The sequence below is a fragment of the Collimonas sp. PA-H2 genome, assembly GCF_002564105.1.
Classification (GTDB): Bacteria; Pseudomonadota; Gammaproteobacteria; order Burkholderiales; family Burkholderiaceae_D; genus Collimonas.
In genome coordinates, this window is sequence record NZ_PDBX01000001.1 from 5,254,406 (window position 1) to 5,281,123 (window position 26,718).

At 58.2% G+C, this 26,718-nt stretch carries 24 protein-coding genes; 12 read left to right on the top strand and 12 right to left on the bottom strand.

All coding sequences use genetic code 11. The features are described 5' to 3' along the window. Window positions 1–291: 291 nt before the first annotated feature. Window positions 292–1,206: a hypothetical protein gene (locus BCF11_RS24115; RefSeq protein WP_098496980.1), complete on the top strand. Its 915-nt coding sequence runs from the start codon at window positions 292–294 to the stop codon at window positions 1,204–1,206. Window positions 1,207–1,260: 54 nt separating this feature from the next. Here BCF11_RS24115 and BCF11_RS24120 read toward each other — a convergent pair whose 3' ends face one another. The 5 genes from BCF11_RS24120 to BCF11_RS24140 all read right to left on the bottom strand — a co-directional run bounded on the left by BCF11_RS24120 (window position 1,261) and on the right by BCF11_RS24140 (window position 8,582). After that, a complete protein-coding gene (locus BCF11_RS24120; protein WP_098496981.1) occupies window positions 1,261–2,187 on the bottom strand; it encodes a hypothetical protein in 927 nt (308 codons plus the stop codon). A 40-nt stretch (window positions 2,188–2,227) separates the two neighbouring features. After that, a complete protein-coding gene (locus BCF11_RS24125) occupies window positions 2,228–4,438 on the bottom strand; it encodes a bacteriophage N4 adsorption protein A (protein ID WP_098496982.1) in 2,211 nt (736 codons plus the stop codon). Continuing rightward, window positions 4,435–6,558, bottom strand: coding sequence for a glycosyl transferase family protein (locus BCF11_RS24130; RefSeq protein WP_098496983.1), 2,124 nt, complete (start codon window positions 6,556–6,558; stop codon window positions 4,435–4,437). The genes BCF11_RS24125 and BCF11_RS24130 overlap by 4 nt, the downstream gene beginning before the upstream one ends. Before the next feature lie 63 nt (window positions 6,559–6,621). After that, the gene (gene wecB / locus BCF11_RS24135) at window positions 6,622–7,812 is read right to left on the bottom strand and encodes a non-hydrolyzing UDP-N-acetylglucosamine 2-epimerase (protein ID WP_098496984.1); all 1,191 of its coding nucleotides are present in this window, start codon (window positions 7,810–7,812) and stop codon (window positions 6,622–6,624) included. Window positions 7,813–7,991: 179 nt separating this feature from the next. After that, on the bottom strand, window positions 7,992–8,582 hold the full coding sequence (locus BCF11_RS24140) for a type II secretion system protein N (RefSeq protein WP_158229270.1): 591 nt from the start codon (window positions 8,580–8,582) through the stop codon (window positions 7,992–7,994). An 89-nt stretch (window positions 8,583–8,671) separates the two neighbouring features. On the opposite strand from BCF11_RS24140, the gene BCF11_RS28090 reads away from it, so the two are divergent. From BCF11_RS28090 to BCF11_RS24180, 8 genes are all read left to right on the top strand, one after another. Further along, the gene (locus BCF11_RS28090; RefSeq protein WP_158229271.1) at window positions 8,672–8,935 is read left to right on the top strand and encodes a hypothetical protein; all 264 of its coding nucleotides are present in this window, start codon (window positions 8,672–8,674) and stop codon (window positions 8,933–8,935) included. Between the two features lie 307 nt (window positions 8,936–9,242). Further along, a complete protein-coding gene (locus BCF11_RS27825) occupies window positions 9,243–9,503 on the top strand; it encodes a hypothetical protein (protein WP_143751445.1) in 261 nt (86 codons plus the stop codon). Further along, window positions 9,500–11,158 (top strand): DUF2334 domain-containing protein, encoded by a 1,659-nt coding sequence (locus BCF11_RS24150; RefSeq protein ID WP_098496987.1) that lies wholly within the window; start codon window positions 9,500–9,502, stop codon window positions 11,156–11,158. The genes BCF11_RS27825 and BCF11_RS24150 overlap by 4 nt, the downstream gene beginning before the upstream one ends. Window positions 11,159–11,542: 384 nt before the next feature. Next, complete coding sequence (locus BCF11_RS24155; protein ID WP_098496988.1) at window positions 11,543–12,334, top strand: MipA/OmpV family protein; 792 nt, start codon at window positions 11,543–11,545, stop codon at window positions 12,332–12,334. A 9-nt stretch (window positions 12,335–12,343) separates the two neighbouring features. Continuing rightward, window positions 12,344–13,030: a response regulator transcription factor gene (locus BCF11_RS24160; RefSeq protein WP_098496989.1), complete on the top strand. Its 687-nt coding sequence runs from the start codon at window positions 12,344–12,346 to the stop codon at window positions 13,028–13,030. Beyond that, window positions 13,020–14,369 carry a cell wall metabolism sensor histidine kinase WalK gene (locus tag BCF11_RS24165; RefSeq protein WP_158229272.1) on the top strand — a complete coding sequence of 450 codons (1,350 nt, stop codon included), beginning with the start codon at window positions 13,020–13,022 and terminating at the stop codon, window positions 14,367–14,369. The genes BCF11_RS24160 and BCF11_RS24165 overlap by 11 nt, the downstream gene beginning before the upstream one ends. Before the next feature lie 383 nt (window positions 14,370–14,752). After that, window positions 14,753–16,705, top strand: coding sequence for a hypothetical protein (locus BCF11_RS24170; protein WP_143751448.1), 1,953 nt, complete (start codon window positions 14,753–14,755; stop codon window positions 16,703–16,705). 673 nt (window positions 16,706–17,378) lie between these two features. Then, on the top strand, window positions 17,379–17,663 hold the full coding sequence (locus BCF11_RS24180) for a hypothetical protein (protein ID WP_098496992.1): 285 nt from the start codon (window positions 17,379–17,381) through the stop codon (window positions 17,661–17,663). 215 nt (window positions 17,664–17,878) lie between these two features. On the opposite strand, the gene BCF11_RS24185 is transcribed toward BCF11_RS24180, so the two are convergent. The 4 genes from BCF11_RS24185 to BCF11_RS24200 form a co-directional block, all read right to left on the bottom strand. Then, window positions 17,879–18,865 (bottom strand): AraC family transcriptional regulator, encoded by a 987-nt coding sequence (locus BCF11_RS24185; protein ID WP_098496993.1) that lies wholly within the window; start codon window positions 18,863–18,865, stop codon window positions 17,879–17,881. After that, the gene (locus BCF11_RS24190) at window positions 18,858–20,087 is read right to left on the bottom strand and encodes an MFS transporter (protein WP_098496994.1); all 1,230 of its coding nucleotides are present in this window, start codon (window positions 20,085–20,087) and stop codon (window positions 18,858–18,860) included. The genes BCF11_RS24185 and BCF11_RS24190 overlap by 8 nt, the downstream gene beginning before the upstream one ends. After that, window positions 20,084–20,746 (bottom strand): DUF1579 family protein, encoded by a 663-nt coding sequence (locus tag BCF11_RS24195; RefSeq protein ID WP_158229273.1) that lies wholly within the window; start codon window positions 20,744–20,746, stop codon window positions 20,084–20,086. Before BCF11_RS24195 ends, BCF11_RS24190 begins: the two co-directional genes overlap by 4 nt. A gap of 147 nt (window positions 20,747–20,893) precedes the next feature. Next, the gene (locus tag BCF11_RS24200; protein WP_098496996.1) at window positions 20,894–21,667 is read right to left on the bottom strand and encodes an SDR family NAD(P)-dependent oxidoreductase; all 774 of its coding nucleotides are present in this window, start codon (window positions 21,665–21,667) and stop codon (window positions 20,894–20,896) included. A gap of 140 nt (window positions 21,668–21,807) precedes the next feature. Between BCF11_RS24200 and BCF11_RS24205 the strand changes: the two genes are divergently transcribed. The 3 genes from BCF11_RS24205 (at window position 21,808) to BCF11_RS24215 (ending at window position 24,471) form a co-directional block, all read left to right on the top strand. Beyond that, on the top strand, window positions 21,808–22,692 hold the full coding sequence (locus tag BCF11_RS24205; RefSeq protein WP_098496997.1) for a LysR family transcriptional regulator: 885 nt from the start codon (window positions 21,808–21,810) through the stop codon (window positions 22,690–22,692). Window positions 22,693–22,888: 196 nt separating this feature from the next. Further along, window positions 22,889–23,233: a YciI family protein gene (locus tag BCF11_RS24210; protein WP_199111026.1), complete on the top strand. Its 345-nt coding sequence runs from the start codon at window positions 22,889–22,891 to the stop codon at window positions 23,231–23,233. Then, complete coding sequence (locus tag BCF11_RS24215; protein ID WP_098496999.1) at window positions 23,230–24,471, top strand: RNA polymerase sigma factor; 1,242 nt, start codon at window positions 23,230–23,232, stop codon at window positions 24,469–24,471. The genes BCF11_RS24210 and BCF11_RS24215 overlap by 4 nt, the downstream gene beginning before the upstream one ends. A 28-nt stretch (window positions 24,472–24,499) precedes the next feature. Here BCF11_RS24215 and BCF11_RS24220 read toward each other — a convergent pair whose 3' ends face one another. The 3 genes from BCF11_RS24220 to BCF11_RS24230 all read right to left on the bottom strand — a co-directional run bounded on the left by BCF11_RS24220 (window position 24,500) and on the right by BCF11_RS24230 (window position 26,553). Further along, window positions 24,500–25,156, bottom strand: coding sequence for a glutathione S-transferase family protein (locus BCF11_RS24220; protein WP_098497000.1), 657 nt, complete (start codon window positions 25,154–25,156; stop codon window positions 24,500–24,502). A gap of 84 nt (window positions 25,157–25,240) precedes the next feature. Beyond that, window positions 25,241–25,921 carry a glutathione S-transferase family protein gene (locus BCF11_RS24225; RefSeq protein ID WP_098497001.1) on the bottom strand — a complete coding sequence of 227 codons (681 nt, stop codon included), beginning with the start codon at window positions 25,919–25,921 and terminating at the stop codon, window positions 25,241–25,243. Continuing rightward, window positions 25,918–26,553, bottom strand: a complete 636-nt coding sequence (locus tag BCF11_RS24230) for a glutathione S-transferase family protein (protein ID WP_199111219.1) — start codon at window positions 26,551–26,553, stop codon at window positions 25,918–25,920. The genes BCF11_RS24225 and BCF11_RS24230 overlap by 4 nt, the downstream gene beginning before the upstream one ends. Window positions 26,554–26,718: the final 165 nt, after the last annotated feature.

Here is a 26,718-nt window from a genome sequence, read left to right on the forward strand (position 1 = left end):
GAGATGCTATCTGGTCGACCAGCTTCAAGGTCGATTCACGCCTGGCAATAAATTTCGATTTATCGCCCGCAGCCGTGTAAGACGTTTTTCAAGATTTTTCTTCTTCGCCAAGACACCAGCCGTTTCTTGGTCGAACGATGCTGCCCATTCGGACATGAATCAAGCAGCGATGATTGACGCCGACCTGGATTCGGCATATCCGATGGCGCCCGATGTGGGAAGAGGTTCGCATAGGACGCGACGGCCAACGGTTGTAAATAATGAATTCTTTCTTAATCTTATGGAATAGTAATGTATAAATTGAAATCTGTCATCATCATTTCAGGAGCCATGCTCGGGTTGGTTTTGCAAGGCGAGGCAAGCGCGTGGGGATCGCGGAATCCGCCGGCGCCGACCACCACCACCACCACTACTACTGCAGTCAATTACGCCTATCCGCAAGTGTACGGCGTGACCATTGACGATATATCGGGATTGAGCGCCACTACCACCGCTCTGTCCAAGCTGGCGAAGAAGCCGACCACCCGCATTGTGTTCGACGAATGGCAGCCTGCATCCGGCTACCGTAGCGCGACTGTGGCGATCAACAAAGTCAGCTATGTGATGGGTGAGATCCTTGACTCGTCGGCGATGGATCAGTACACCGTTCAACAATACCTGAGCCGCGCAAGCGAATACATGGCAGCCCTTGGCGACGTGGTGAATATCTGGGAAGTCGGCAACGAAATCAATGGGGAGTGGCTGGGCAATAACGCCGACGTGGTCGCCAAGATGAGCGGCGCCTACGATCTGGCCAAAGGGCAGGGCAGGACTGCCGCCCTGACGCTGTACTACAATCAGGACTGCTGGTCCAATCCAGCGAACGAGATGTTCACCTGGGCGAATGCGAATGTTCCGGCGCGCATGAAAAGCGGGCTTGACTATGTGCTGGTCAGCTATTACGAAGAGGACTGCAACGGCTTGGTTCCTGATTGGAATGCAGTGTTTACGAAGCTGTCAGCCATGTTTCCGAACTCCAAAGTCGGATTTGGCGAAACCGGCACTACCACTACCAACAAGGCCGCCTACCTGACGCGCTACTACACCTTGAAGCCACCGGTAAAAAACTATATCGGCGGCTATTTCTGGTGGTATGGCAAAGAAGACTTGGTGCCGTACACGCAACCGCTGTGGTCGACATTGAATAGCGTGTTATCGGGCAGTTGATAACAATCCGCTCGTGCTGCCTTGAAGGACGACCTCAGCTCTGATGTCGTTCGGCTAAGATCCGCCATTTTCTTTTGCGTTTTCAGGGCCGGCCAGCTCATTCACCAGGTCGCGGTTCAGGTAATGCGGGCCATCGAACAAGTAAACGGAAAAGCCGTCATAAGCGGCAAGTTGCGGCCTGAGTTCCGCAGCTGCGACCGGGCGGAATCCTCCTCCCTGGCGGGGACGAAACGCTTCGGCGATGATGCGTACCCGCTGCTTTCCAAAGCGGGCAGCCAGCACGTCGGCATAATGCCGGGCTACGCTTGCCTCGCGCGCGTGGATGCCGACGCCATCCTGAAAGAAGATACCGACGTCTGGCGGCAGCCAGGAAGCAAGCCATTGCGACAGCGTATCGGCGCCGACATTGGCGCTGTCGTACACGCTGATCCACAGCGGCCGAGGCAAAGCTGCCAGCAGCGGACCAAGGCGGGCTGCGTCGGACCAGCTCGAATCGACCTCTAGCGGAAAGAACCAACCCGCCACGTGCAGCGGCGTCGGCAACGCGGCGAGCTTGCGCGACTCTTCGATTAGCGCGGCAGCATTGGCGCGGGCCGCCGTTTCGTCGAATTTGCCTGCCAAGCCGACAATCACTTTGTCCGCCCATGGTTCAGCCGCAATCCGTTTCCAGTCCGGCAAATGTGCCGCAGTGGGCCCCTCGGCGCCCGGCAGATAGCTGATGCCATCCACGGCCGTCCATTGGATGAGCAGTTCACGCGCCCCGAGCCTTTCCCAGTTTCCCATGGGATGCAGCGTCTGCTCATCGAGTTGCCACACGATTCCTTGCACCTGCGCAGGCGGATATTGCTTGAGCCTGGCTTGCAGCGGGTGCTGGCAGCTGCAAAGCGTTGCCAGCACCAGCATGCCTAACATGCAGCGCCGATTGACCCTGCGCAAAACTTTCCTCGACTTCACATTGCAAACGGCGAGGTGAATCTTCATGGTTCGCTTCCTTGATCAGGGGCGCCGGCGCATCGCTTGCTCAATACGAGGCGCTGAGCCGGATGAACCAGCCTTCGGCCCGCTTGTCGCCGGCAATGCGCCAGCGGTACTGCAGCGACAGGTCGGCATAGGAGCGCGGCGCGTTATAGTAATCCTGCCGGAACCAGTAGCGCATGCTGGTTCCGACGCCGCTTCCGAATGCCTTTTTGTCGTGCTCAATCAGGCTGGAATCGTAGTCTGCGCCCATCACAAGGTGCGGAAACAGGACCAAGGTCGAGCCGCTTGCGCCAAGTCGATAACTACGCCCCAATTGCCCTTCAAGGGTGGCGTAACTTTGCGGATGCTGGAAGTAATGCCCGGCTTCGGCATACACGTGCGTGCTCAGCCAGCTGGCTTGATCCGCGTGCAAATCCAGCCCTGCATCCGAGGAGAAACCCGCCCGGGCAAGCCAGTCGCCGCTGGTAGCGTTCCCCAGCGGCACCAGGCGTTCGAGCGCCAGTATGGCGTTGACCTCGCTGAACGGTTTCACGCGCGCGCCGAGCGCTGCCTGGGCCGTAGCGGATCCGGTCCGGACACCCGATCCGCCGTTTAAAGTTTCGTTGAGCCGGCCATAGATTTCCACCAGCGTCCCGTTCTGCAATCCAAACGGACGCCAGTATGCTTCAGCGGCGATGTCCGTGCCGTCGATCGTGCCGCCATGCGGCACCCCGACTCCTGCCGCGGCAACGCCTCTATCGCTCAGCGTTGCGCGTATCCCCCAGCGGCGCTCCAGGTCGGCAGTTTCGCGTCGCACATCGTAGACCTGCTGCGCATCCAGCGCAAGATGGCCTGCCTGGGCCGCGTCGACGGTCCGATTGAGGTAGCCGATTGCCTGTTCGTTGCGCCCCTGGCGGGCGGCGGTGTAGGCTGCGTCGTGGCGGGCGGCATCGGTGAGCGTGCCCTGCGTCTCCGCGCGGCTGAACAGATCGAGCGCATCCCGGTTATCTCCCGCCTGAAGGGCGAGATAGGCCAGCTCGAGTTCGGATCCTTTCTCCGGAGAGCGGGCTGCCGCTGCCAGGCGCTGGTGCGCATCTTCTTTGCGGCCGAGCCCGACCAGTGCCGCGATCTCGCTCCTGGCCGTTTTGTCCGGGGCGCTCAGCACGGCGACATAATCAGCCTGGGCAGCAACCGGGTTTCCGCGGCGTTTTCGGATATCGGCGCGCGCCAGCAGCATGTCGGCATCGTTTCCAAAGTCGGTCAAGGAAGTACTTGCAACTTGTTCCGCCTCGGCCAGCGATCCCTGCGCGCTCAGCGCTTGCACGTGCAAACGGCGATAGCCAAGATCGTGGGGAGACAATTGGGTCGCTGCGCCGGCCTTGCTGCTTGCCAGCGCGTAGTTCTTGTCGGCGAAAGCACGATACGCCTGATCTGCAAGCAGGAACCCGGGATCCGCGGACGCCGTGCCGGGATTGATGTCGCACGCCGAGACCAGGTCCGGTCCTGAGGTGCAACTGACCAGCGGGAAGCTGAACACCGGGGCGGATCGGCCAAGCATCACGGTCGCCAGCGCACGCCGCGCCGCCGCTTCCTTGTCCTCGCCGCCTTGCAGTGGTTCGAGCAGGCGCAGCACCCGTTGCGGATCGCCATTGGCCAAGGCGGCGTCGGCAGCCACCAGCCGGATGCCGCGCTGTGCAGCCGGAGCGGCGTTCGACAGGGCTTGATCGAAGTCTGCTTGCGCTGGTTCGACAGCGCCGCGTTGTTGGCGTATGGCGCCGCGCAGGAGCAGCGCTTCGCTCGATGGCGTTTCCGGCTTGATCGTGTCGGAGGCTGCCTGCTCTGCTTGCTCCAGTTCCCCGTCCGCGACCAGCGCATTGATCAGGGCGATGTGAAATGCGGGCAGGGCGGGCAGATAATCGACAGCCTTGCGCGCCTGTTCTACAGCCTGCGCAAAGTCGCGGCGCTCCAGCGCCTGGTAAGACGCCGCGGAGGCGTCGAAGGCAAGCTGCGCCTGCACCGTGCGACGCGCCAGCTCAGCCTTTTCCAGCAGGTCGCGAAGGCGCGCGACATCCGGCCGCAAGCGGATCGCCTGGCGCGCCTTTGCCGCCGCGATATCATATTCTCCTTGTGCAAAAGCCTTGTAGGCCTCATCGGCAATCCGATATGCCTGGCCGCTAAGCGGCCGCTCCGCGGCGCCGGCGCTAGTTGCCGCAAGCAAGGCGACGGCAACAAGACTGCTGCCCAGGAAATGGAGCGAAACCGGGTATTTTCTCATGCCACTCCCAATGCTAATCTGAGCAAGGCCATTTGCTGCTGAACAGTTTCTTCGATAATGTCGCGCGACACCAGCCCGCGACCGACGAGATAGTCGCCAATGCGTCCATGTTGCGGAGAGACATAGTGCTGCATCGCCTGTTCCAGCGCTTCTCGCGTGATTTTTCCATTCTGGATCAGCAGTTCGCCAAGGAGCGAGGCACCTTTAAATTGTCTTTTGATGGATTTTGCATGCATTTCGGCCAAGGCCAGGCGTAATCCGGAGACTATTTCGCTGTCCCGCGCGATATGCTGTACGGGCTGCGTGCCAAAGGCCGAGGCAAGCTCCCTGAGCGCATCTTCGGCAAGTGGCTTGCCGACTGCGACAATCGGCTTGCCATTGGCGTCCTGCCCGATCGGCATCGCGCCCAGCCTTACACACATATCAAGCGATACCGGGGCGGGCAAGGAGGCCGCGATCCTGATTTCGGCGCGCGACAGATCGGACTGGAAGGCGATTGCTTCGGCCAGGGTTTCTTCGTCGATATAACCGCGGGACACTAATATATGCCCAAGGGGAAGGTGTATCTCCGCGTGTTCCTGCAATCCCTTTTTCATGTCGTCCTCGGTGATCGCTTGCCAGGAAACCAGCAGTTCGCCGAGGCGTTGGCGTGTGCGTATGAGCCGGTCGTCGGAGGGGAAGTCGTGCATGGTCTTGTCCCATGCCAGGCGCTTCCCGAACAGCAGGTGCGCCAGGAACAATTTCCAGGCCCGAGCCACCGCCACGAAGTTGATGAAATTGGCAACCACCATGCGCGGCGCGGAAAGCAATCCATGTACAGGTCCGTACAAGCGGCTGACAAAATAGACGCGCTGGGAGGCGCGCAGCGCCAGTGCGGTCAGGTTGGCGTAGAGCACATAATGGAGCCATGTTTGCGATTCCAGCAGCGAGCCGGAGGCGAGCTTCCAGAATCCGAAATGGTCGGCGATCCAGAACGGCAGGAACTGCAACAGCAACAGATAGGCAGGAACGCTGACGAGGGCGGTGACGATGCCTTTGCGGTCCCGAAACAACAGGTACTTGTTTGCAAGCGAGCCGCGCCAGCCGATTTGCGCCCATCCTTGCAGGCTGATGCCCAATACCCAGCGCGTTTTTTGCCGGTAGGCCGTCTTGAAGTGGTCGGGAAAATACTCGCGCACGCATAAGGGCATCTTGAGCGTGACCTGGCGCTCTTTTCCGAAACCGAACCATGTCTTGCGGTTGACCGAAAAGTGGACCGGAAAGCGGGCAAATATGGATGTCATCCCTATGCTCGCCAGACGCGCGCCAATGTCATAGTCTTCGGTCAGGGTGTCGGTGTTGAAAGGCTGGTTTTGATTGTCGTTGGCCAGCGCCTGCAGGGCGCGCCGCGAAAAACAGGTGCCGACGCCAGCCGAAGGCACCATGCCGCTGATGCTTTCCCTGACAACGATGTCCTTGGCATGGGACTCCGCGAACTCATCCATATAGGTTCCTGCCACCAACTCGGACCATTTGCGTTCGAGCGACATCACGGGAAGCTGGATCATGTCCTTGCGCGGCAGCAGGTAATTGAAGAATTTGAGTTCGAGAGAATGCAGCACATCTTCGCTATCGTGAAGAATGACGCCGGCAAATTGATAACCGCGCTTCTTTTCATGCAGGAAAATCGCGTTGATGATCCAATTCAGGCAGTCCGCCTTGCAGGTAGGGCCGGCATGGGGCACTTCGACCCGATGCAATTGCTTGTAGCGACGACGCATCCGCTCTACCTCTGCTATGGTGCGTGCGTCATTGACATAGGTTCCGACGAAAACCACATAGTTGTGGTAATTGAGAACCGTCACCATGTTTTCGATCATTTGGGCGATCACATCGTACTCTAGCCACGCCGGCACCATGATCGCAAGCGGCTGCTCGGCGTGTTCCTCCAGTTGCCGCTCCGTGACCGGCCGATAGGTGCGGGTTCTGGTCAGCTGGCGGTAAGCCTGGCGGGTCCAGTACCAGGCGTCGACAAACAGGTCGTCGGCCGCCGACACCAGAAACAATAGCGCGACAACGCCGGTGGTCAGTTCCAGCAACGCATAGTAATCGGCAAGGAAATGTAGCCAGTAAGTTGTCATGGCGCCCGGAAAAATCCATGTAAGAAGACTTTACAATCGAACCAAACCCCAGGACATGGGAAGCTAGATAACCACGGGATCCTCGCGACCATCTGCCGCGAACTGATGCACTGCTTCCGGCTTCGCGGCGAATTCCGATACGGTCCGGTCAAGCAGGGCTGCCACGATGCGCTGCGAGGCGTAGCCGTCGCCGTAGGGATTGTGGTGTTGGGCAAACGATCTCCATGCGGCATCGTCGTCATACAGCCGGTGGACAGCCGTAACGATGCGCTCCGCCTCGGTGCCCACCAGTTCGACCGTGCCTGCGAGAACCGCCTCCGGTCTTTCGGTGACGTCGCGCATCACCAGCACCGGCTTGCCCAGGGACGGCGCTTCTTCCTGGACGCCGCCGGAGTCGGTGAGAACCACATGCGCGCGCTGCATCAAACGTACGAACGAGAGGTAATCCAGCGGCGCAATCAGATGTACGTTGGGCAGATGGGACAGGGCGGCCGATACCGGTTGCTGCACATTGGGATTGAGATGCACCGGATAGACGATCTCAATATCCGCCCGCGCAGACAGCTCGGCCAGCGCCGTGCAGATATTCTGAAAGCCGGGTCCGAAATTTTCCCTCCGGTGGCCGGTAACCAGCAGCATTTTGCGGCCCGATTGGAGGAAGGGGAATTGCGCATCGAGCCTGCTGCGCAATTCGTCGTCAAGCGAAATCCGCGTACTGGAAGCCATCAAGGCATCGATCACCGTATTGCCGGTAATATAGACCTTGCCGGCCAGATTTTCCCTGCGCAGGTTTTGTTTCGATCCTTCAGTCGGTGCAAACAGCAAGTCGCTGACGACGTCGACCACCCTGCGGTTCATCTCTTCAGGCCAGGGTTGTTTCAAATTACCGGTACGCAATCCGGCCTCGACATGCGCAACCGGAATCCCGCGATGGAAGGCGGCGACGGCGCCCGCCATTGCCGTTGTCGTGTCTCCATGCACCAGCACGCGATCGGGCTTTACTTGCTCGATCAAGGGATCGAGCGCCGCGAAAAGGCGGGAACTCAGGCCATTCAGCGTCTGGTTCGGCAGCATCAGGTCCAGGTCGAAATCGGTCTGCAATTCGAAAACGTCCATTACCTGGCGCAGCATGCTGCGGTGCTGCCCGGTGCTGCAGACAAGGGACTCGATTTCTGCTTCCAATGCGAGACTCTTGAGTACAGGCGCCATCTTGATGGCTTCCGGGCGGGTGCCGAATATGGAGAGAATTTTCATAAGTCCCCCTTATGAATCAGACATGCAATGTTGCCATTGCCGCGAGAATGACTGTAATTATTTGTTATTCATTGTTACGCTCAAGTCAGTTTATAGGATGAATGTAATTTCTGCCAATAGAAATCTTTATAACAAGCGCTGCTTGTATAAATGCTGTGCTTTAACTTAATAAAAATTGGCTAGCGGCCGGCATGATGCGGCTTGCCGGGTCGCGCCGCAGGTGGGATTGCAGGCGCCGCAGGTAGAGCCGCCGGCTCCCCAGGTGGCGTCGCGGGCAGAAGCGCCGGCGCTGCAGGCAGAGCGGCTGACGCTATCTCCGGTTTGGTCTCGGCATGCTCAGGCAGGATCAGCCGTTTGAGAATGCCGCCTTCCAATAACAGCACATAGGTCTTACGCACTTCCTTGACGCTAGTCCCCCGCTGCACTTCCTGCCCAACCCGGACCACTTGCGCGGGCTGGCCCTCTGCGCTCAGGATAGCCACGCTTTCCGCGGCATTTTGTGCTACCACCACGCCCGTCAGCCGGTAGTTGCTGGCAACCACACTTCCATGATCGCCAAACAATCCGGCCGCCTGGGAAATATCAATCTGTGGCGCCTCTGCTTGCGGCGGTGGCGCAAGCGCAGGTAGCGGCGGCTCGACCAGCTTCATCCGCCAGTATGCGGCGCAGGCACATAACAGCATGAATAAAGCCAGACTGGCGAGCGCGGGCAGACGCGCGCCATGGCGGCGCATTTTTTTGCCGATAATTCTGTTGAAATAGCCGCCCATGTTCCTATTGTTCTCTGGTCCAGCCAACCAATTCTCAACCTGCGGTAGTGGCATGGCGCCAGACTTGGAATTATTGGAAGCCGGCTTCCATGTTAAAAATGGCGCGCTATATTTTCCAGTCGGCATTCTATTTGGATGCAGCAACAAGCCCGCTTTCTCGTCATCAATTTGTGAAACTCAGGCGTGCAGGTGTTGCCGTCATGACGAGCATACTCCAAATTTTATCTTGGAAAAAAGCAGGTCTGTTACTCGGCGGAAAACAACAATATCGGCCACGATTTTTGTGCAAGATGTTGCATGGACTGCTAGCTAAAATAGCACCTTCGCCTATACTTCAAGCTAACATTTTGTAGCATGAAGACGAACGTTCCCATAAGAAAGAATCAGCGCGGTTTTTACCTCATCCCGAGATTGCATCGTAGAAAGACGGATCATGATTGCTGTCAAAAAATCCCTCGGATGCAGGTCGATTGCTAGCCGTTCCTCGTCATTTTATCTGCACTGTCTTGACGCCCGCGGAATCAAACAGCGATGTCGCGCGGGACAGTCAGCAATATCCCGCATTCAAAATTTGCATTGCTAGTGTCCGGATGCGATATCCCAGTCCGATTTAAAGGGGAGGGCTGGCGCTCAAGTACTCATCTTCAATGGGAGAAAATCATGAAAGCCACACATAAAATGCGGTCGCATATTCTCGCGGCTGGCATCGGCGCGGTCATTGGTTTTGCAGCATCAGCCAATGCCGGCGATGTCAACATTGCGCCCCCTCGGAAACCAGCTTTTGACACGGTGATCACGCCGGGCCAGGTGCCTGGCAAAGACATACAGCACGGTCATCATCATAAGGGCGACGTCAAGAAAAATAAGTCCAGAGATGATGAAGAGCTTAAACAAACCGGAAAAGCAGGTGGCCAATCATGAAAAAGATTGCGACTATTTTTGTGCTGATCGCCGGACTGTTTATGCTTAGCCCGTCGCCGGCAAGTGCGCAGGTAGTGACTACTCCGATAAAAGTATTGATTGTGTACGATGCCCCTTCCCCCGATCAGTATGAGAAGCTGGGATTTGCCTACGCCATCATGCTGCGCAATCTGATGGGACATTTCAACAGCACCGTTGATCTGGTGTCGATACAAAACTATAGCGCCGGAAAAATCGAGTCCTATCAGGCCACTTTCTATCTGGGATCGTATTACAACAATCCGATTCCGGCTGTATTTCTCAACGATGTCAATGCCACGCAGAAAACCGTCGTCTGGTTCAAATACAACCTGTGGCAGTTCGCATGGAACACGGCGTACAACTTCAATACCCATTACGGATTCAGCTTTAGCGGCTTACAGGGATTGAATGCGCCGCCCAGTTCGAACAACCCGACACCGGGTTTCTTCGATACCGTCTCCTACAAGGGTAAGTCGATGGTGAAGTACTATGCCTACGATCCTGCGAGCAACACCGTGAGCGCCGATCCCGACGTCGGGATCACGCAGATCGTTGATGCGACCAAGGCACAGACACTGGTAACGATTACAAACAGCAAGACTTCCGTGCAGGCGCCGTATATTATCCGCTCCGGCAATTTCTGGTACTTCGCCGACTTGCCATTGTCATACATCGGCCCGCGGGACCGCTATCTGGTCCTGTGCGATATCTTGCATGACATCTTCGCTGACAATCAGCCGGTAAGCCATAAAGCTCTGGTACGGCTGGAAGATGTCGATGCGTTGGTGGATTACGGCACAATGAAAACGCTGTCGGACTATCTGGTGGGCAAACACATTCCATTTTCGATTGCCACCATCCCGCATTACATGGACCCGCTAGGTGTATACAACGGCGGGGTTGCGGAAGAAGTGCCGCTGTCGCAGGCCGGGACGCTCAAGAGATCGTTAAATTACGCGCTGGCGCGAGGCGGGAAAGTTCTAATGCATGGATATACCCATCAATACGATTCGATGCGGAACAAGAATACAGGGGTCAGCGCCGATGATTTTGAATTCTGGAATGCCGTGGCGAATACCCCGGTGGCCGAAGATTCGACTGCATGGGCATTGGGACGCCTCCAGGCGGGAAAGGCAGAATTCCAGAATAACGGTTACACGCCATTTGCCTGGGAGACCCCGCACTACCAGTCATCGCCGTTGACCACGAAGGCTATACCGCAGGTATTCAAGACAACCTATCAGCGCGCCGTGTATTACACCTCCGACACCCCTAACTTCACCTTGGCCCAGGGCAAGGATTTTGCAGTTGGACAGTTTTTCCCCTACGTCATCAAGCAAGACTACTACGGCCAGTGGATTGTGCCGGAAAATCTGGGGGACATGGAATACAACATCAGCACTATCGATCCGTATTCAAACGTGGTCTACACCTGGCATGATCTTTATCTGAATGCCCAATATGCTTTGGTGGTAAGGGATGGATTTGCATCTTTCTTCTTTCATCCATTTTGGCTGGAGTCGTCGCTGGCGCCGCTGGTCACCACCGGATTCAGCGATTTCCAAAGCATAGTTCAGGGTATTACAGGATTGGGCTACACCTGGACCGATGCCAGTACACTCGGACATCCATAAGCCATGCATCTGCCCGCCAAAGGAGCCAGCTTCCTTTGGCGGGCTGCGATATGGCAACTAGACAGAATGTAGTGACCTGCCGAACCATGGGGACGCCTTGGTTCGCGACCATCCGTGTCGACGGCATCAGGGCAGGTCGATCCCGGATTTTTTTAAGCCAGTCCGGTTCCATCTCCAGCTTGCCGATTTCACTGTAAAGCCGTTCAGCTTGGCGCTGCTCGCTCACCGGCTGCGGGCCTCGCTTGCCTTCAAACCAAGGCTTGTCAACTTGCCTGGCCCAGTCAAAATATTTCAGCTTGCAAGACGCCAGTAAGTAAGCGGTAAGAGCTTATGGTGGAACATGCCTCCCAGCAGCAGATCATTCAATCCTCTTGTGGAGTCAACATGCACCATTTCAAGTTTACCTGCCGACTGGCCTCGGCAGCGCTGATCGGAGCGACGCTTAGCGCCGCGGCAAGCATGAGTCATGCTGATACGGCATTGACCGAGGAGCCGCATGCCGCCGACGCTTCCCAATGGGGGCTGGGCATCGGCCTCGGTTCTGAAAGCAGGCCCTACCGCGGCGTCAGCAATCATGTTTCCGTTCTGCCGCTGGTATTGTATGAAAACCGCTGGGTCCATTTTTTTGGCAATACGCTTGATGTCAAGCTGGGGTCGGTCGACCAGTTCAGCTTCACATTGCGTGCCAAATATGCATTGAACGATGGCTACAAGGGCAGCGATTCCAATGCACTGCGGGGCATGGACGAACGTAAGGGCAGCGCCTGGGGCGGGGTGGCCGGCAGCTGGGATAATCCCTATGCGAAGCTGTCGCTGGAATGGCTGACCGCCGGCAGCACCAAGGGCAATACGGTCAAGCTTGGCGTCGAGCACTCGTTTGCGATGGCAGGGTTGCAGCTGACGCCGCACCTGAGCACGACCTGGATGGACAGCAAGTATGTCAATTATTACTACGGCGTCAAAGCCAGCGAAGCTACCGCCGAGCGGGCGGCTTATACTGGCAAATCGACCGCTAATATTGAATTTGGCGTGCGCGCGGACTATCCGCTGACCCGCAATCAAATGATCACGCTGGACGTCGGCGACCTGCAGCGCGGCAGCGGCGTCAAGGACAGTCCGATAGTCGACAAGTCGTCGGCGGCAACTGTGCGGGTGGGCTATCTTTATAAATTTTAAGCAAGAATGATGAATCGAATCGGCCTGCTGGAAGACCACGAGCGCATGGCGCAGTTGATACGGCAGGCTATGGCCGGGGTCGGCGTGGAAGTCGATATCTATGGCCGTATCGACCATGCGGTCGACGGCTTTGCCCGCATCCCGTATGCGGCGCTGGTGATCGACCGCGGCTTGCCGGATGGCGACGGCCTGGACCTGCTGCGCAAGCTGCGCGCCAAGGGCGTGCTGACTCCGTGCCTGATGCTGACCGCGCTTGACGCCCTGCACGACCGGGTGGCGGGACTGGAAGCTGGCGCCGACGACTATCTGCCCAAGCCGTTTTCAATGGAAGAACTGGTCGCCAGGGTGCGCGCCCTGATGCGGCGTCCGCCGCAATTGCAAAGCCTGGTCCCGGCCTATCTTGGCTTGCAGGTGTCGCCGGAATTGAGCAGCATGCGCAACGGCGAGGATTCGGTGTCGCTGGCGCCCTCGGAGCTGCAGGTGATGCTGAGCCTGGTCCGGGCCGGCGGCCAGCCGGTACGCCGGAGCGCCCTGGAAATGGCCGCCTGGGGCGTCGGCGACGCGGTCACCCCGAATGCGCTGGATGTGGCTTTGCACCGCCTGCGGCGCAAGCTGCAGGCTATCGACTCTGTCGTCGAAATCGCCAACGTCAGGGCTTATGGTTTTGCATTGCAGGAAATGGACGATGCCGTATAGCCTGGCAAAAAAGCTGATTGCCTCTACCGCCGCCACGCTGGTGATCATCACCGTGGCGGCAACCGCCTTCCTGGCCGCGACCTACCAGTGGGAGCCCGAGTTGCTGTTCCGCCAAGAGATGTTCAGGAATGCCGACAAGATCGCGGACAGCATGCGCTTTGATGCCTCGGGAAGCTTGTCGGCAGTAGCATTGAGTCCAAAAATGCAGCTGCTTTACGAAGCCTTGAAACTGGATTCAATCTACCGCATCCTGGACGACCAGGGCATTGTCCTGCTCGCCTCCGACGGCGTCATGATCCCGCTGTTTGCCGCCGGCACGCGGTTCGACCCGAAAAGCGCGGTCGCGACCGACCTGGTCTTGTCCCGCTCGGGATTGCGATTGCACGTATTTACGAAAGCCGTTTCGCGCAAGAAAAAAACCTTCTATATCCAGGTTGCGCGCAGCGAGCGCATGCACCAGGCCATCATCGGCAGCGACAGCGCCAGTTTCATGGCCGCCTCCGGTATCGCCGCGATTATCGCCATCCTGGTGTTTACCATCGTCGTATGGTTTACCTTCAACCGCGCGCTGCGCCCGCTGCGCGTCGCATCGGACGCCGCCAGCCTGCTTGAATCCAACAGCCTGGATTTCCGCTTGCCCACGGCGGATATGCCAGCCGAGCTGGTGCCGCTGATAGATGCGTTCAACAAAGCGCTAGGGCGCCTGGAGCTGGGCTATCGCCTGCAGCAGGAATTCCTGGCGACCGTTGCCCATGAACTGAAGACGCCGCTGGCGCTGATCCGCGGGCAAATCGAACTCGACGGCGCGGCCGATCGCAAACTGCTTCTGAAGGACGTCGACTTCATGGCGCGCCAAGTGCATCAGCTGCTGCATCTGGCTGAAGTGAGCGACCGCAAAAACTTTGTATTCGAACAGGTGGATGTCGTCGAAGTGGCAAGAAGCGCGGTCGAGCATCTGGGACGGCTTGCGGATCGCTTGAGTGTTTTCATCCTTTGCAATGCGCCGCCGGAGAAAGTGGTGACCATGGCTGACAGCGGGGCATTGTTCGTGCTGGTCAAAAACCTGCTGGAAAACGCCCTCCATCATTCCCCGGTCGGGACAGGCGTGCTCATCACCATTACTTCCGACTATATTTCCATTCGCGATCATGGCAGGGGGATCGCGCCGGACAACCTGCCGCGGCTGTTCAAGCGCTTTTGGCGCGGCGAAAACCGGCGCGATGAAGGTGCGGGGCTGGGGCTGTCGATCTGCAAGGAAATTTCGTTTGCTCACGACTGGAATCTGATCGTCAATCATGACAAAGATCCGGGGGCGGAATTTGTAGTGGCTTTCCGCTAACTTCGTCTCGCGAGCCTGCTAATCCTGCGACGAATATCCGATCGTTTCCCATCTTTGCAACGCCGAGATTGGCGCACGCGCTGCCGCTTCGATCAATATCAATGCTCTTTCGACATGCTCAAAATATGTGCTATGTCGCGAAGAAACCTATATATAATTTCCACGGGGAAAATTATACCAATTGGCAACCAAGCGCTGATCTTGGGTAAAACGCCTGTCTCTGAAATATCCCCAGTCCGAGTTGATCTTGATTTAACGCAGCCGAGTGCGGCCACAAGCATTTTCGCAAGAAACCATCTTTTGGCCGGGCAGTTGCAATCTGCAAAGTAAGGTTTTTTCTTTACCCTCAAGAGGTTCAAAAATGACAATTTTTGGAGAAGAAAATGAATCGGAATTTTAGTAGATTTGGATTAATCCTCAGCTTCGCCTGCTTTACCGTGGGCTCGGCATTCGGCGCCACCGTCACAAGGCAGATAGCCAGTAGCGGCACGGTGAAGATTCCAGCCACTACGGTCGGCGTCGATGGCTTGTCGTCACCCGAAACATCGCCGGTATTTTCGAACGTGCCCAATCTCGCGGACGGCCCCACGGCTGCCGGTACCAGCGGAACGAAAAGCACCGCTGGCGTGCTCGCGCGCGTGGCGCAGTTCAAGATAAACCGCAGTATCGCCACGGCGCGGGGAAAAGGGGAGTGGGCAGAAGCATTGAACAAAGATGCGCCAGACCGCCGCGTAGAAGTCAGTTTTGACGGCGAAAACTCGCGCAACCAGCGCCTTGCAAACAACGGCAACCAATTTTCCATAGAGCCGCCGGACCAGGGGCTCTGTGCCGGCAACGGCTACGTCATGGAATCCCTAAATGACGTCATGAAGATCTATAACCGCAAAGGCGTGGCATTGAGCGGCGATATTGCGCTGAATACATTCTATGGCTATGCGCCGGCAATTAACCGCCAGGTCAGTCCGCGAGTTTTCGGACCTTCGATTACCGACCCGGCCTGCTATTTCGATCCCGACGTCAGGCGCTGGTTTCACCTGGTGCTGACGCTGGACACCGATCCTGCCACAGGCGCGCAGACAGGCAGCAATCACCTGGACCTCGCGGTCAGCTCGTCAGCCGATCCGCTCGGAAGCTGGACCGTGTATAAGATTGCAGCACAGGATGACGGTACACAGGGCTCGCCGCAGCATCCTAATTGCCCATGCCTAGGCGACTATCCGCACATCGGCGCCGACGCCCATGGCATCTACCTGACAACGAATGAATTCCCGTTTTCAGGGGGATTCAACAGTGCGCAGATCTATGCAATCTCGAAAAAGGCGCTGATCAGCGGCGCCGCCTCGATTCAAGTAGTGCAGCTGGACACCGCCGATTATCTGCTGGACGGCAATCCGGGCTTCACCGTATGGCCGGCGGTATCTCCAGCCGGCGATTTTGAACGGAGCAACCGCGGTACCGAATATCTCTTGAGTTCGGTCGCGGTGTTTTCCAATTCCGGCAACGATAATCGCCTGCGGGTGTGGGCTATCGGCAATACCAAGTCGCTGGACGATGCAGCGCCCGCTCTGACGCTTTTGCATAACGTCGTCAACGTCAATACCTATGGCGTACCACCGGCGATCCCGCAAAAACCCGGCAGCGCCCCGCTGCGAGATTGTCTGAACGACCGCAGCCTGGTGACGCCTGCCGGCGTCGGCTGCTGGAATTATCTGACCGCAGTGCAGCCGGCAGTCCCGGAAACGCTGGTAGCAATCGATCCAAACGATTCGCGCATGCAGCAGGTGTTTTTCACCGGCGACCGCTTATACGGCGCGCTGGACACCGTCGTCAATGTCGCCGGCCAGGAACAGACCGGGATTGCCTACTACGTGCTGAATCCATCCGTTTCGGCCAATCTCGCCAGCGCCTCGGTAGTCAAGCAGGGCCAGTTGGCGATTGCCGGCAACAGCGTCACGCGGCCGGCAATTGCTGCTCTGCCTAACGGCAAGGGAGTGATCGGCTTCACCGTGGCTGGCGCAGATCATTATCCGAGCGCCGGCTATATCCATTTCAGCCGCGACCAGGGACATCGAGGCGAATCGGTCAAGGTCATTGCAAACGGACTCGGGCCCGACGACGAATTCGGCTCCTATAACGCCTTTGGAACACCGCGCAGCCGGTGGGGCGATTATGGCGCAGCAGCAGTTGACGGCAACGATATCTGGATAGCCAACGAATACATTGCGCATGCATGCACCCTGGCGCAATACACCGATCCTGCAGCACTGTTCAGTTGCGGCGGAAGCCGCGTCGCCCTGACCAACTGGGCAACGCGCATCAGCCGGATCGAGCCCTGAAGCCTGGGCGATAGTACGAATCATTGACGGCTCCCATGCGGAGCCGTTTTTTTTTGCGAATTTTAGCTGCTTGACTTATCGGTAAAGGATTTCGAATCTGAAGTATTTAAATGCGATCTTCAATAAGACGCAAATAATTATTGGCCGTCGCGGGGTTTAGTACCGGCCTTTCCGGTGTATGGATTTACGTTGCCCTTGGTACCGTAGTTATCGTTTCTGGTGGAATTGCGGTTGGTAGCATGGTACGAATTAACGTGTGTCCCATTACTGCGCGTGTAACCATGAACTGTGTGGCTTGAGCTGTAACTTGGAACCGAATGGGATGAATATGAAGAGTGGGATGACGAATGCCCACCACCACGGGCATAAACGCTACCCGAAAGTCCAATTAGCATTGCCAATGCTGCGATACCGAGCGCTATACGCATATTGTCCTCAAATGATTGGTAATTTGGAAATGCCAAGAGTAACATGCTTTATTGCAATATATTTTGCCGGCAATGCGTAAATCTCGGTAGCCTTGACCGTGATCGTCCCAGAAGCGAAGGAGGTAGTCGGGCGGGGCAGATGCACCTCACGCTCCTCGCCCCGCTCCACTGAGAGCGGTTTTATCCTTTCCAATTTGTAATTTTTGCCTTAAAAAATTTTTCGTGTTCATGTCAATGGAGGTGCTATGCGTAACTCTTGGTTGTTGATGCTGTGCGTGTTAGCACTTTCTGTGAACGCCCAGACCCGTACCCAAGCTGCCGGTGCGGAGCTGGTTAAAAAAAAGGAATTGGAATGCGCGCAGGAAAAGGCCCGGCTCGATAGCGTAAAACGAGATCTCGACAGCCAGAAGCGCCGCCTTGATTACGTGGAGTCTGGCCAGACTGTTTCACCTGAGCGAACAAGGCAGGAGCGTTTGCGCTTGAATGCCCAGAAAATTCGTGATTATCAGGCTCGGTGCGTGGAACAATAGGTCACGGCGCCGTCCCGATCTGGCCAGTGTATTGCACGATGCCTAAAATGAAGCTGCATTTACTAAAGAACGCGACGCCAAACGTGCAGGATCATGATGCTTTGAGGGCAGGGGGCTAGCGCTGCAGCAGATCACCTCGGGAGACGCCGCCGTTTTTGGCAACCAATGCGTCACTCCTCAGATAACGACACGCAGGATAGTCGCGATTCTTCCTGTCATTTGCTGTCAAGAGCTTGAAATGTCTTATCGGAGGGTTGAGCACGCAGTGTGCCGGGAGGTACTCCATGCAGGCGCTTGAAGGCGCGGCTAAACGAGGCTTCGGATTCATAGCCCAACTGCTGCGCCACATCAGCAACGGTCAGCTGGCCATGCCGCAACCAGGTGCCTGCAATGTGCATGCGCCACTGCGCCAGGTAGCGCGCCGGCGACAGGCCAACGGCAGCGGTGAAGCGCTCGGTGAACGCAGAGCGCGAAAGCGTGGCGATACGCGCCAGCGACCCCACCGACCATAGATGGCCGGGTTGACGGTGGATGGCGGCAACGGCTCGCCCAATACGAGGGTCCCGGACTCCAGCCAACCAGCCCTTCGGGTCGGCATCCTGCGCTTCGGCCCAGGCTCGCACCAGATGCGTCACGACCGCGTCAGCCAGACGTGCCATCACCGTCGCCGACCCTATGCGGCGGGTTGCCACTTCGGCCGCCATCAGCGACAGCAGGGTAGGAAGTGCAGGGTCGGTTGGATCGGTGCTGCGCAGCACGACAAGCTCCGGCATCAATTCGGTAAGTGGGTGCACCGCCGGCTCTTCGAATTCGACGGCGCAGCACACGATTAGCGCACGGGCGCCACCGCCTCCCGCGCGCATGTTGTGAGTTGTCGGTCCGATGGCATCCTGCTCGAATTCCTGCAGCGGCCGCACGGCCGAGTTCGGATCATCCGCGATGGCGTGGCCCGTGCCGCGCGGTAAGAAGGCAAGGTCGCCTGTTTCGATCCAGACCGGTTCCTGGGACGGCAAGCGCAACCAGCAACCGCCTTCGACGACGAAATGCAGGCACACGCCGTCCTGCCGCGGAATCGCCACGCCCCAAGGGGCCGTCATATCGGTTCGGCAGTAGGACGCGCGGGTTAGCCTCAAGTCCTGAAGGACTGGGCTCAGATGGTCTGGCGTTCGACTTGAGGCGATGGGTTGAAAGCGGTTAGTCATCGGGCTGGGCGACTCGATTCAGAAGTTGGGGTTGGAAGTCGGGACGCTGCGCCGATGCCGACGGCGCCGGCGTCTCGAAGTTGCGTGTCGCCCAGGCGGCCGGCAGGGCCAGCACGCACAGTGCCAATCCTACCAACACAACCGCGTTCACGTCAAACCGCACCAGCGCCCACCCACCCATCAAAGATCCGGCCGCGATTCCCGCGTTGATGGCGGAGGCGCTCAATGAAGCGGCAAGGTCGCCGCCGCGCCCGGCCAGCTCGACCACGCGAATCTGAATGGCCGGAACCATGCCGAAACCGATAACACCCCAGGCGGCCAAAATCAGCATCGCCATGAATGCCCCGGAGCCAAACAAGTAAAGTGCGCCGAGCACGACCAGCAGCAGGGCGTTGGCGACCACAATAGTGGCGCTCGCGTTGCGGTCCGCCAGACGACCGCCAGCGAACATGCCCGCCGCGCTGGCGACACCGTAGACCAAGAGATAGACGGCGATTGATTTGTCCGTCGCCCCGGTGACTTGCTTGAGGTACGGCGCGATGTAGGTGAAGACGCTGAACTGTCCGCCCATCAGCAGCGCCGCCACGGCCAGCAGTGCCAATACGCGCGGCGCAAACGCAGCGCGCGCCTGCGCCAGGATACCGACAGCGGGCCTAGCATCGTGACGCGGGACGGTCACCAGTGTCGCGGCCCACGCCAGAGCAGCGAGTGCGGCTACGCCCACGAATGCCGCCCGCCAGCCCATCGCCTGCGCCATCCAGGTGCCCAGCGGCACGCCCAGCACGGTTGCAACGGCGACGCCGCCAAACACCATGGACATGGCCTGTCCGCGCTGCCTGGCTGGCGCCAATCCCGCGGCCACGACGGACGCCGCCCCCACGAACAGCCCGTGCATGGCGCCCGGCACGAAGCGCGCCAGCACGAGCAAGCCAAAATGGCGCGAGACAATGATGACGACGTTGGACGCGACAAACACCGCCAGCGCCACTGCCAGCACAAAGCGGCGCTCGAACCGCGTTGTCAGCGCGGTGGCAATGGGGCCGCCAATGGCGATGCCCAAGGCATACGCCATCACTAGGTGGCTGGCGGTGGCGATTGGTATCGCCAGGTCGCGCGCGACAAGATCCAGCACACCGACGACGACAAACTCGGCCGTACCGAAGACGAACGCGCTCAGCGCCAGCGTGAGTAGCGCGGTTTGAGCCCTGGCCTGCGGATTCACGGGGCTGTACGGGTGTAAACCGCGCGCGTTGCAAGCCTTTCCTTGTCGCCTGGGCGCGTGAAGTACAGTTCAATCGTGTGGCGATCGTTGCTCTCGATGCGGATCACGGTGCGCATGGGAATCGACTTGCCGGCATACGCTTCGCCAGCCACGCCTTGGTCGGTGAATACGCCGGTTAAGCTGATGGCGGTCTGCGGGCCGGAGCCGGTGCTGCTGGCATAGCTCATCATCTCGGAGTTGACGGCATCAATGGTGACCCACTCATAGCGCCGGTCCATATTGCTGTAGCCTAGCCAGCCACGCCGCCAATAGCGTGAGCCCTCCAGGCTGCCTTCGGTGGTATCCTCCAGATAGCGTCCACCTGCAACCCATTCGCGCCGGGCCACGATGTCGTCAGACGTAATGGGCGGTTCGTCGTCCCGGCGCCCCAACGTGCCGTAGATACCCATCTGGACATGCCATGTGCCGACCAGCGGCGCGATCGCCGCATGGCCAGCGCCAGGCAACCCGCGACGTATCCACGCCGGTGGTTCCGCCGGTGTCGAACCGACACCCGGCGCCGGCAGATTGCCGTCTTGCGCGAGAACCAGGGGCGTCGTGGCAATGAGGGCAGTGAAGGTCAGCGCCAGCAGGCACCGAGGTTTCCAATGAATAGTCATGCAGTTCATCCAGTTTGATTGGGTTGCGTAAACCAGCGGCTGTCGCGCAACGCCGTCGGTGTCGAAGTTCTCGGTAAGCAGTCTGACAGGTAGCTCGGCTCTACTCTATGACCGTTTGACCTGTTTGCTTCGCTGATTGTCTGGTGATCAGGCGATGGAATAGCCGCCGTCAATGAGCAGGCCGTGACCGGAAACGAACGAGGCGTCATCCGAGGCAAGGAAGGCGACGACGGCAGCAATCTCTTCGGACCTGCCGGCACGGCCGGGAACGGTCGAGGCTGCGAAGGTGTCCTTCGCCTCGGTGCTCGGCCAGATGCGGTCCTGGAACGGGGTGTCGATGATGCCGGGATTAACGGCGTTGACGCGCACGCCCTGCTTGAATAATTCAATCGACGCCGTCTTGGTCAGACCGAGAACCGCGTGCTTGCTGGCGATATAGAGGCCGGCATTGGCGAAGCCGATCACGCCACCCATCGATGCATTGTTGACGATGGTGCCGCCGCCTTGCAGCAGCATTGCCTTCGCTTCATGCTTCATCGACCAGAAGACGCCGCGGACATTGGCGTTGAAAATCGTGTCATAAGTTTCATTCGACTGGTCCACGAAGGGTGTGAACTCACCTTCGGTACCCGCATTGTTGAAAGCAACGTCGATCCGACCATAGAGCGAGATCGTCCTGGCAACCAGATCGATCACATCTTGTTCGATATTGATGTCGGCGACGACAGCCGACGCTTCGTAGCCATCCTTCTTGATCTCGGCGACGAGCGCATCGATTTCGGCCCGACGGCGTGCGCTGGCGACCACTTTGGCGCCACGGCGGGCGAGTTCGATGGCGGTGGCGCGGCCGATGCCGGAACTTGCGCCGGTGACCAGCGCGACTTTTCCGGAAAGAGTTTGGGGTGAGAGGGAAGTATTCATTTGTTTCTCCATAATCAATAAGTTGAGGGCTAAGGAAGGGAAAAAGAAAATTCCGTTCATTCCTTGGACGCTATTCTGCAACTTGGAATTGATATGATAAAGTAGCCAATATTTCGTACAATACTGAATAGTGTTCATCAATGGAAAATACCGAGCTTGCCGAACTGGCCGTGTTTGCTGTCGTGGCGAAGCATCTAAGCTTTCGCCAGGCAGCTACTGAACGAGGCACATCTGCGTCGGCGATAAGTCATTCGATACGCAGCCTGGAAACCCGGGTGGGAGTACGCCTTTTTCATCGCACCACGCGCAGTGTTTCGCTGACAGAAGCAGGGGAGATGCTGTTTGCTCGGCTGGGGCCGGCATTTTCGGATATGCGGGCAGCCGTGGATGAGTTGAACTCCTTCCGCGCCACGCCTTTCGGTACAGTCAGGATCAATGTTCCCAACTCGATTGCTCCCTATGTACTCGGCGACGCGATGGAGCTGCTGCTGAAGCGCAATCCCGGACTAAAGCTGGAGGTCGTGGCCACCGACACCCTGGTCGATATCGTGGAAGAAGGTTTCGATGCGGGAATCCGCTTCGGTGAACGTCTATCGCAGGACATGATTGCCGTGCGGATCAAATCGAAGTTCCGCTTCACCGTCGTGGGTTCGCCGAGCTATTTCGAAGGCAGGCAGCCGCCCTTGACGCCCCATGATCTACATAGCCATACTTGCATCCGATATGCATTTCCCAGCGGAACGATCTTCAATTGGGAATTCTTCAAGAACGGTGAAAGCGTTCAGGTCGAGGTCACGGGGGCGCTAACGGTCGATAGCCAAGAATTGATGGCGGATGCCGCGGCGCGAGGTTTGGGCCTCGGATACATCTGGGAAGACCGCGCCGCGCCTTACCTGCGCGATGGCAGACTCAAACGTTGTCTCGATGATTGGTGTGTTGTCGATGAAGGATTATTCCTCTATTTCCCAAGCCGCAGGCACCAGTCTGCCGGACTCAGAGCATTGATTGAGGCGATCAAGGCATAGCTGTTGTAACGGCCCCGTCAGGCAATGGCACACTGCTGGCCTATATCGAGCAAGGGAAATGCTTTTTTCGTAAATCATGCAGTTTCGGAAATTTCCAAATTGACGATGCGGTGTGTCGAAAGTGGCGTATTTCTGACGACATAGGTTGCCGGGCTCTGCCGGTAAACAACTGAGGACTTGCAACATGAAATTCCTGATGACACTCTACGCCGACGAAGCCAAAGGAGCGGCCATTCCAGCTGGCGAAATGGCGAAGTACATGGATCAGATGTACGCTTACCGAGACGCCTTGATCAAGGCCGGCGTCTTCGTCCAGACCAATGGCCTCGCGCCTAGCACCACGGCTTGCACCGTGTCGACGGAAGGCGGGCAGATCCGCGTCCATGACGGACCCTATGCGGATACCCGGGAGCAGGCCGGCGGCTACTTCATCATCAACGTCAAAGACCCTGACGACGCCAGGCTTTGGGCGACCAGATGCCCGGCGGCGACATGGGGGAGCGTCGAATTGAGACAGATCATGGAGCTGCCGTCGCCATGACGCCGTCGCCGCAAAACAGCGCGGCCCAGCGCGCAGCCGAGCGGGCTGCGCGCGAGAGCTATGGACGGCTGATTGCCTATCTTTCTTCGCGCACCGGTGATGTCGCCGCCGCCGAGGATTCCCTGGCGGAAGCCTTTGTGGCCGCCCTGCGGCAGTGGCCGGTGGACGGTGTCCCCGAGCGGCCGGAGGCCTGGTTGCATGCGGTGGCCAAACGCCGGCAAGTCGATGGGATCCGTCGGCTGGTTGACGGCGACCGCTTCGCAGCGGAGATTCGCATCTTGTCGGACCAGATACTGCCTGAGATTGACGAGATGCCCGATAGACGGACTGCGCTGCTCTTTGCCTGCGCGCATGACGGCATCGAGCCAAGCATTCGAGCCCCGCTCATGCTGCAGACCGTGTTGGGCTTTTCCGCTGCCGAAATCGCTGCGGCCTTCCTGCTCCCGCCGAGCACCCTGAGTCAACGATTGGTACGTGCGAAGGCAAGGATAAAGAAGGATGGCGTCGAATTTCAGATCCCGGATCGCAGCGAGCTGCCCGAGCGGATGCAAGCGGTGCTCGATGCCGTATACACTGCCTACACCAAGGGTTGGTCAGACGCCGACAATGCCGCCGGAGTTGATTTGGCGGAAGAGGCCTTATGGCTAGGCGCCGTAGTCGTCGGCTTGCTGCCTGAAGAGCCGGAGGCAAAAGGCGTGCTTGCGCTGATGCTGTATGCCGAGGCGCGCCGCGCGGCCAGAACCAACGGCCGCGGCGACTTCGTACCGCTCAGCGAGCAGGATGTCAGCCAATGGGATGCCCAAATGATCCATGCTGCCACCAAGCTGCTTATTGCGGCCAACCAGGATCCAAGAAGCGGCAGGTTTCAGATTGAGGCTGCGATCCAGTCGGCGCAGATAGCGCGCCGTCTCGGCGGCGCGGCAACCTTGGATGAGATTGTCCAGCTGTATGACTTGCTGGCGCTAGTTTCACCGTCGCCAGTGGTGAGGCTCAATCGCGCAATGACGATCGCGCAGCGAGATGGTCCGGCGACTGCATTGTCGCTTCTTGACGAGGTGGGGCAGGACGAACGGATGCTTACCTATCAACCCTATTGGGCTTCCAGAGCATCGGTGTGCGCTTCCCTTGGCATGCGTGAACTTGCCAAGGCGGCCTTCCGCCAGGCCATCGGCCTCTCGTCGCACCCGGCTGTGAGGGTCTACCTGCAGCGCCGGCTGGACGCGATCGATATTTCGTAATTCCTTCTCCTTAGAGCACGGGGCCTTGCTAGTCGCGGTCCGGAGCGCCAAGCGGAAAGAAATGGCGATAGGGACGTGCTTCATCGATCGTCCGTGCAACCGACGGCCGTGCATTCAGGCGATTCCGATAGGCGCGCACGTTAGGAAAAGCATCGCCGATGGGGTGAACCCAGTCCGCGTAGAACAAGGCCGGAGCCGCGGAACAGTCGGCAAGGGTGAAACCATCACCGGCCGCCCATTCGTGCTTCTCCATCCGGCGCTCTAGCCAGGCATACGCCGTGTCGAGGTTCGCGCGAGCACGCGCCACCGCATCGGCGTCGCTTTTCTCCCTGCGTAGCGCGTCGGCGACGATCGCCTGCATCGGAGTGTGAACATAGTTGTCGAAAAAGCGATCGGCAAACCGCACATCGAGCGCAGCCGCCGCATCAAGCGGGAGCAGCCGCGCCGGACCCGGATGATGAAGATCCAGGTATTCGACGATGATCGTGGATTCGATTACCGGCTTCTCCCCATCAAGCAGGACAGGAAACTTCTTGAAAGGCCATAGCCGTCCCAGTTCAGCCGCCGAGGCTGCATCGCCAAGGTCGACCACATGGAAGGTGAAGGGCGTGTCGTTCTCGTAAAGCGCAATCAACACCTTCCAGCAGTAGGAGGCGAACGGGTGGGCATAGAGGGCCAGCGTCATTTCAGAATGCTCCGAATTGGAAGTGTGGGAAAAATGAATTAATGCAATTTACCAGTTGCGAAATGATACGGGCCATGCACATCATTATCGCGCCAAGTTGTCGATCGATGACGTTGCCAACTGAATTTCGTGATTACCCGGAGCCAGCGACTTAGCTGGCCAAGGATCGGCCCACGCCGGAATACGTGTCAACACGTCGATCCAGCGAACGATATTGGGAAACGCCTCCAGCGGCATTTCCGATTCCCGCCAGTAGGTCGCCATCGAGGCGAGCTGGAAGTCTGCGATGGTAAGCCTTTCACACGCCACAAAGGTACGGTCCGCCAGGTGGCCGTCCAAGACTTTTGCGAATTTCACAAAATCCGCTACGCTGGTTTTCAGCGACGCGCTGTCCGGCGCTCCGAGCCCGAATGTCGCCTTGACGATATGTTCGAAATAAAACGGCGAGACGGCGGGCGACCAGTGGCAATCGTTCCAGGACAGCCAGCGCAGCACCTGGACTTGCTCAGCCGGATTATGCGCAGGCCACATGTCCGACCCGGTCTTGATGCAAAGATGGGCCATGATGGCCGAAGACTCCCACAGCACAAAATCGCCATCGACCAGGGTGGGCGCCTTCATGTTGGGATTAAGCGCTGCATATGCAGCTGTCTTGAGCCCGCCGGCCTTCACGTCGATTTCAATAAACTCCGCCTTGACGCCGAGATGCTTGGCCAGCGCCAGTACGCGCTGCGGCGCCTGTGCTTTGATCCAGTATATTTTCATGTCGATTTCTCAGTTTGAAGATTGGCAAACGCCGCGGCAATCCGCAAGGGAGCAGTGGGGCGCGCGTACATTCTGTCCAGATAAGCGCGCAGTTGAGGGTGTTGGTCGATCAAGTGATACTCATTGGCCCAATCCATCAGGTACGCAGTCACGCAATCGGCTACGGTGATGGTGTCGCCGACAATGAACTGCCGTCCTTCCATGTGCTTATCTAATATGGTCGCCATGGCAACAAATTCCTGGCTGGCGCGAGGGATTTCTTCGGGTAAGCGCTTGTCTTCCGGGTACAACCAGGTGTGGCGCGTGATGCGCCACAACGGCTGCTCAAGTTCAGTCATGGCAAACATCACCCAGCGATACGCTTGAGCTAACTGCTTGCGGTCGGCGGGAAGCAGCCCTTTATCAGGATATTTCTCAGCCAGGTAGATGACAATCGCTGCCGATTCGGTGAGCACCATATCGCCATCGACCAGCACCGGCACCTTGCCGGCGGGGTTGAGGCGGAGAAATTCCGGGCGGTGCTGTTCGCCGGCCAAGAGGTTGACTGGTATGAACTCGAATTCGGCATTGAGTTCGTTTAATGCCCACAGCGCGCGAAGTGAGCGGGTGGCGGCAAATCCGTAGAGTTTCATCATGATATTTCCTTTCGGAATTAAGTTAATTGTTGATAACTAGACGAATGGAGAATCGCAAATCAAAACGGCTCGGGTTATTTTTACGGCAGCCGGAGGCGCACCGGTCCACAGTACCTAGTCGAATGGTGAAACGCCGAATCGACACCGTCGCTAATTATTTCT

Coding starts and splice junctions, on each gene's coding strand:
- BCF11_RS24140 (WP_158229270.1), bottom strand. CDS start 8,582: ATGGGCGGCTATTTCAACAGAATTATCGGCAAAAAAATGCGCCGCCAT.
- BCF11_RS24220 (WP_098497000.1), bottom strand. CDS start 25,156: ATGACGCTGGCCCTCTATGCCCACCCGTTCGCCTCCTACTGCTGGAAG.
- BCF11_RS28090 (WP_158229271.1), top strand. CDS start 8,672: ATGTTAAAAATGGCGCGCTATATTTTCCAGTCGGCATTCTATTTGGAT.
- BCF11_RS24160 (WP_098496989.1), top strand. CDS start 12,344: ATGAATCGAATCGGCCTGCTGGAAGACCACGAGCGCATGGCGCAGTTG.
- BCF11_RS24180 (WP_098496992.1), top strand. CDS start 17,379: ATGCGTAACTCTTGGTTGTTGATGCTGTGCGTGTTAGCACTTTCTGTG.
- BCF11_RS24155 (WP_098496988.1), top strand. CDS start 11,543: ATGCACCATTTCAAGTTTACCTGCCGACTGGCCTCGGCAGCGCTGATC.
- BCF11_RS24225 (WP_098497001.1), bottom strand. CDS start 25,921: ATGAAAATATACTGGATCAAAGCACAGGCGCCGCAGCGCGTACTGGCG.
- BCF11_RS24185 (WP_098496993.1), bottom strand. CDS start 18,865: ATGACTAACCGCTTTCAACCCATCGCCTCAAGTCGAACGCCAGACCAT.
- BCF11_RS24115 (WP_098496980.1), top strand. CDS start 292: ATGTATAAATTGAAATCTGTCATCATCATTTCAGGAGCCATGCTCGGG.
- BCF11_RS24150 (WP_098496987.1), top strand. CDS start 9,500: ATGAAAAAGATTGCGACTATTTTTGTGCTGATCGCCGGACTGTTTATG.
- wecB (WP_098496984.1), bottom strand. CDS start 7,812: ATGAAAATTCTCTCCATATTCGGCACCCGCCCGGAAGCCATCAAGATG.
- BCF11_RS24215 (WP_098496999.1), top strand. CDS start 23,230: ATGACGCCGTCGCCGCAAAACAGCGCGGCCCAGCGCGCAGCCGAGCGG.
- BCF11_RS24170 (WP_143751448.1), top strand. CDS start 14,753: ATGAATCGGAATTTTAGTAGATTTGGATTAATCCTCAGCTTCGCCTGC.
- BCF11_RS24210 (WP_199111026.1), top strand. CDS start 22,889: ATGACACTCTACGCCGACGAAGCCAAAGGAGCGGCCATTCCAGCTGGC.
- BCF11_RS24125 (WP_098496982.1), bottom strand. CDS start 4,438: ATGAGAAAATACCCGGTTTCGCTCCATTTCCTGGGCAGCAGTCTTGTT.
- BCF11_RS24230 (WP_199111219.1), bottom strand. CDS start 26,553: ATGAAACTCTACGGATTTGCCGCCACCCGCTCACTTCGCGCGCTGTGG.
- BCF11_RS24200 (WP_098496996.1), bottom strand. CDS start 21,667: ATGAATACTTCCCTCTCACCCCAAACTCTTTCCGGAAAAGTCGCGCTG.
- BCF11_RS24165 (WP_158229272.1), top strand. CDS start 13,020: ATGCCGTATAGCCTGGCAAAAAAGCTGATTGCCTCTACCGCCGCCACG.
- BCF11_RS24120 (WP_098496981.1), bottom strand. CDS start 2,187: ATGAAGATTCACCTCGCCGTTTGCAATGTGAAGTCGAGGAAAGTTTTG.
- BCF11_RS24130 (WP_098496983.1), bottom strand. CDS start 6,558: ATGACAACTTACTGGCTACATTTCCTTGCCGATTACTATGCGTTGCTG.
- BCF11_RS27825 (WP_143751445.1), top strand. CDS start 9,243: ATGAAAGCCACACATAAAATGCGGTCGCATATTCTCGCGGCTGGCATC.
- BCF11_RS24195 (WP_158229273.1), bottom strand. CDS start 20,746: ATGACTATTCATTGGAAACCTCGGTGCCTGCTGGCGCTGACCTTCACT.
- BCF11_RS24205 (WP_098496997.1), top strand. CDS start 21,808: ATGGAAAATACCGAGCTTGCCGAACTGGCCGTGTTTGCTGTCGTGGCG.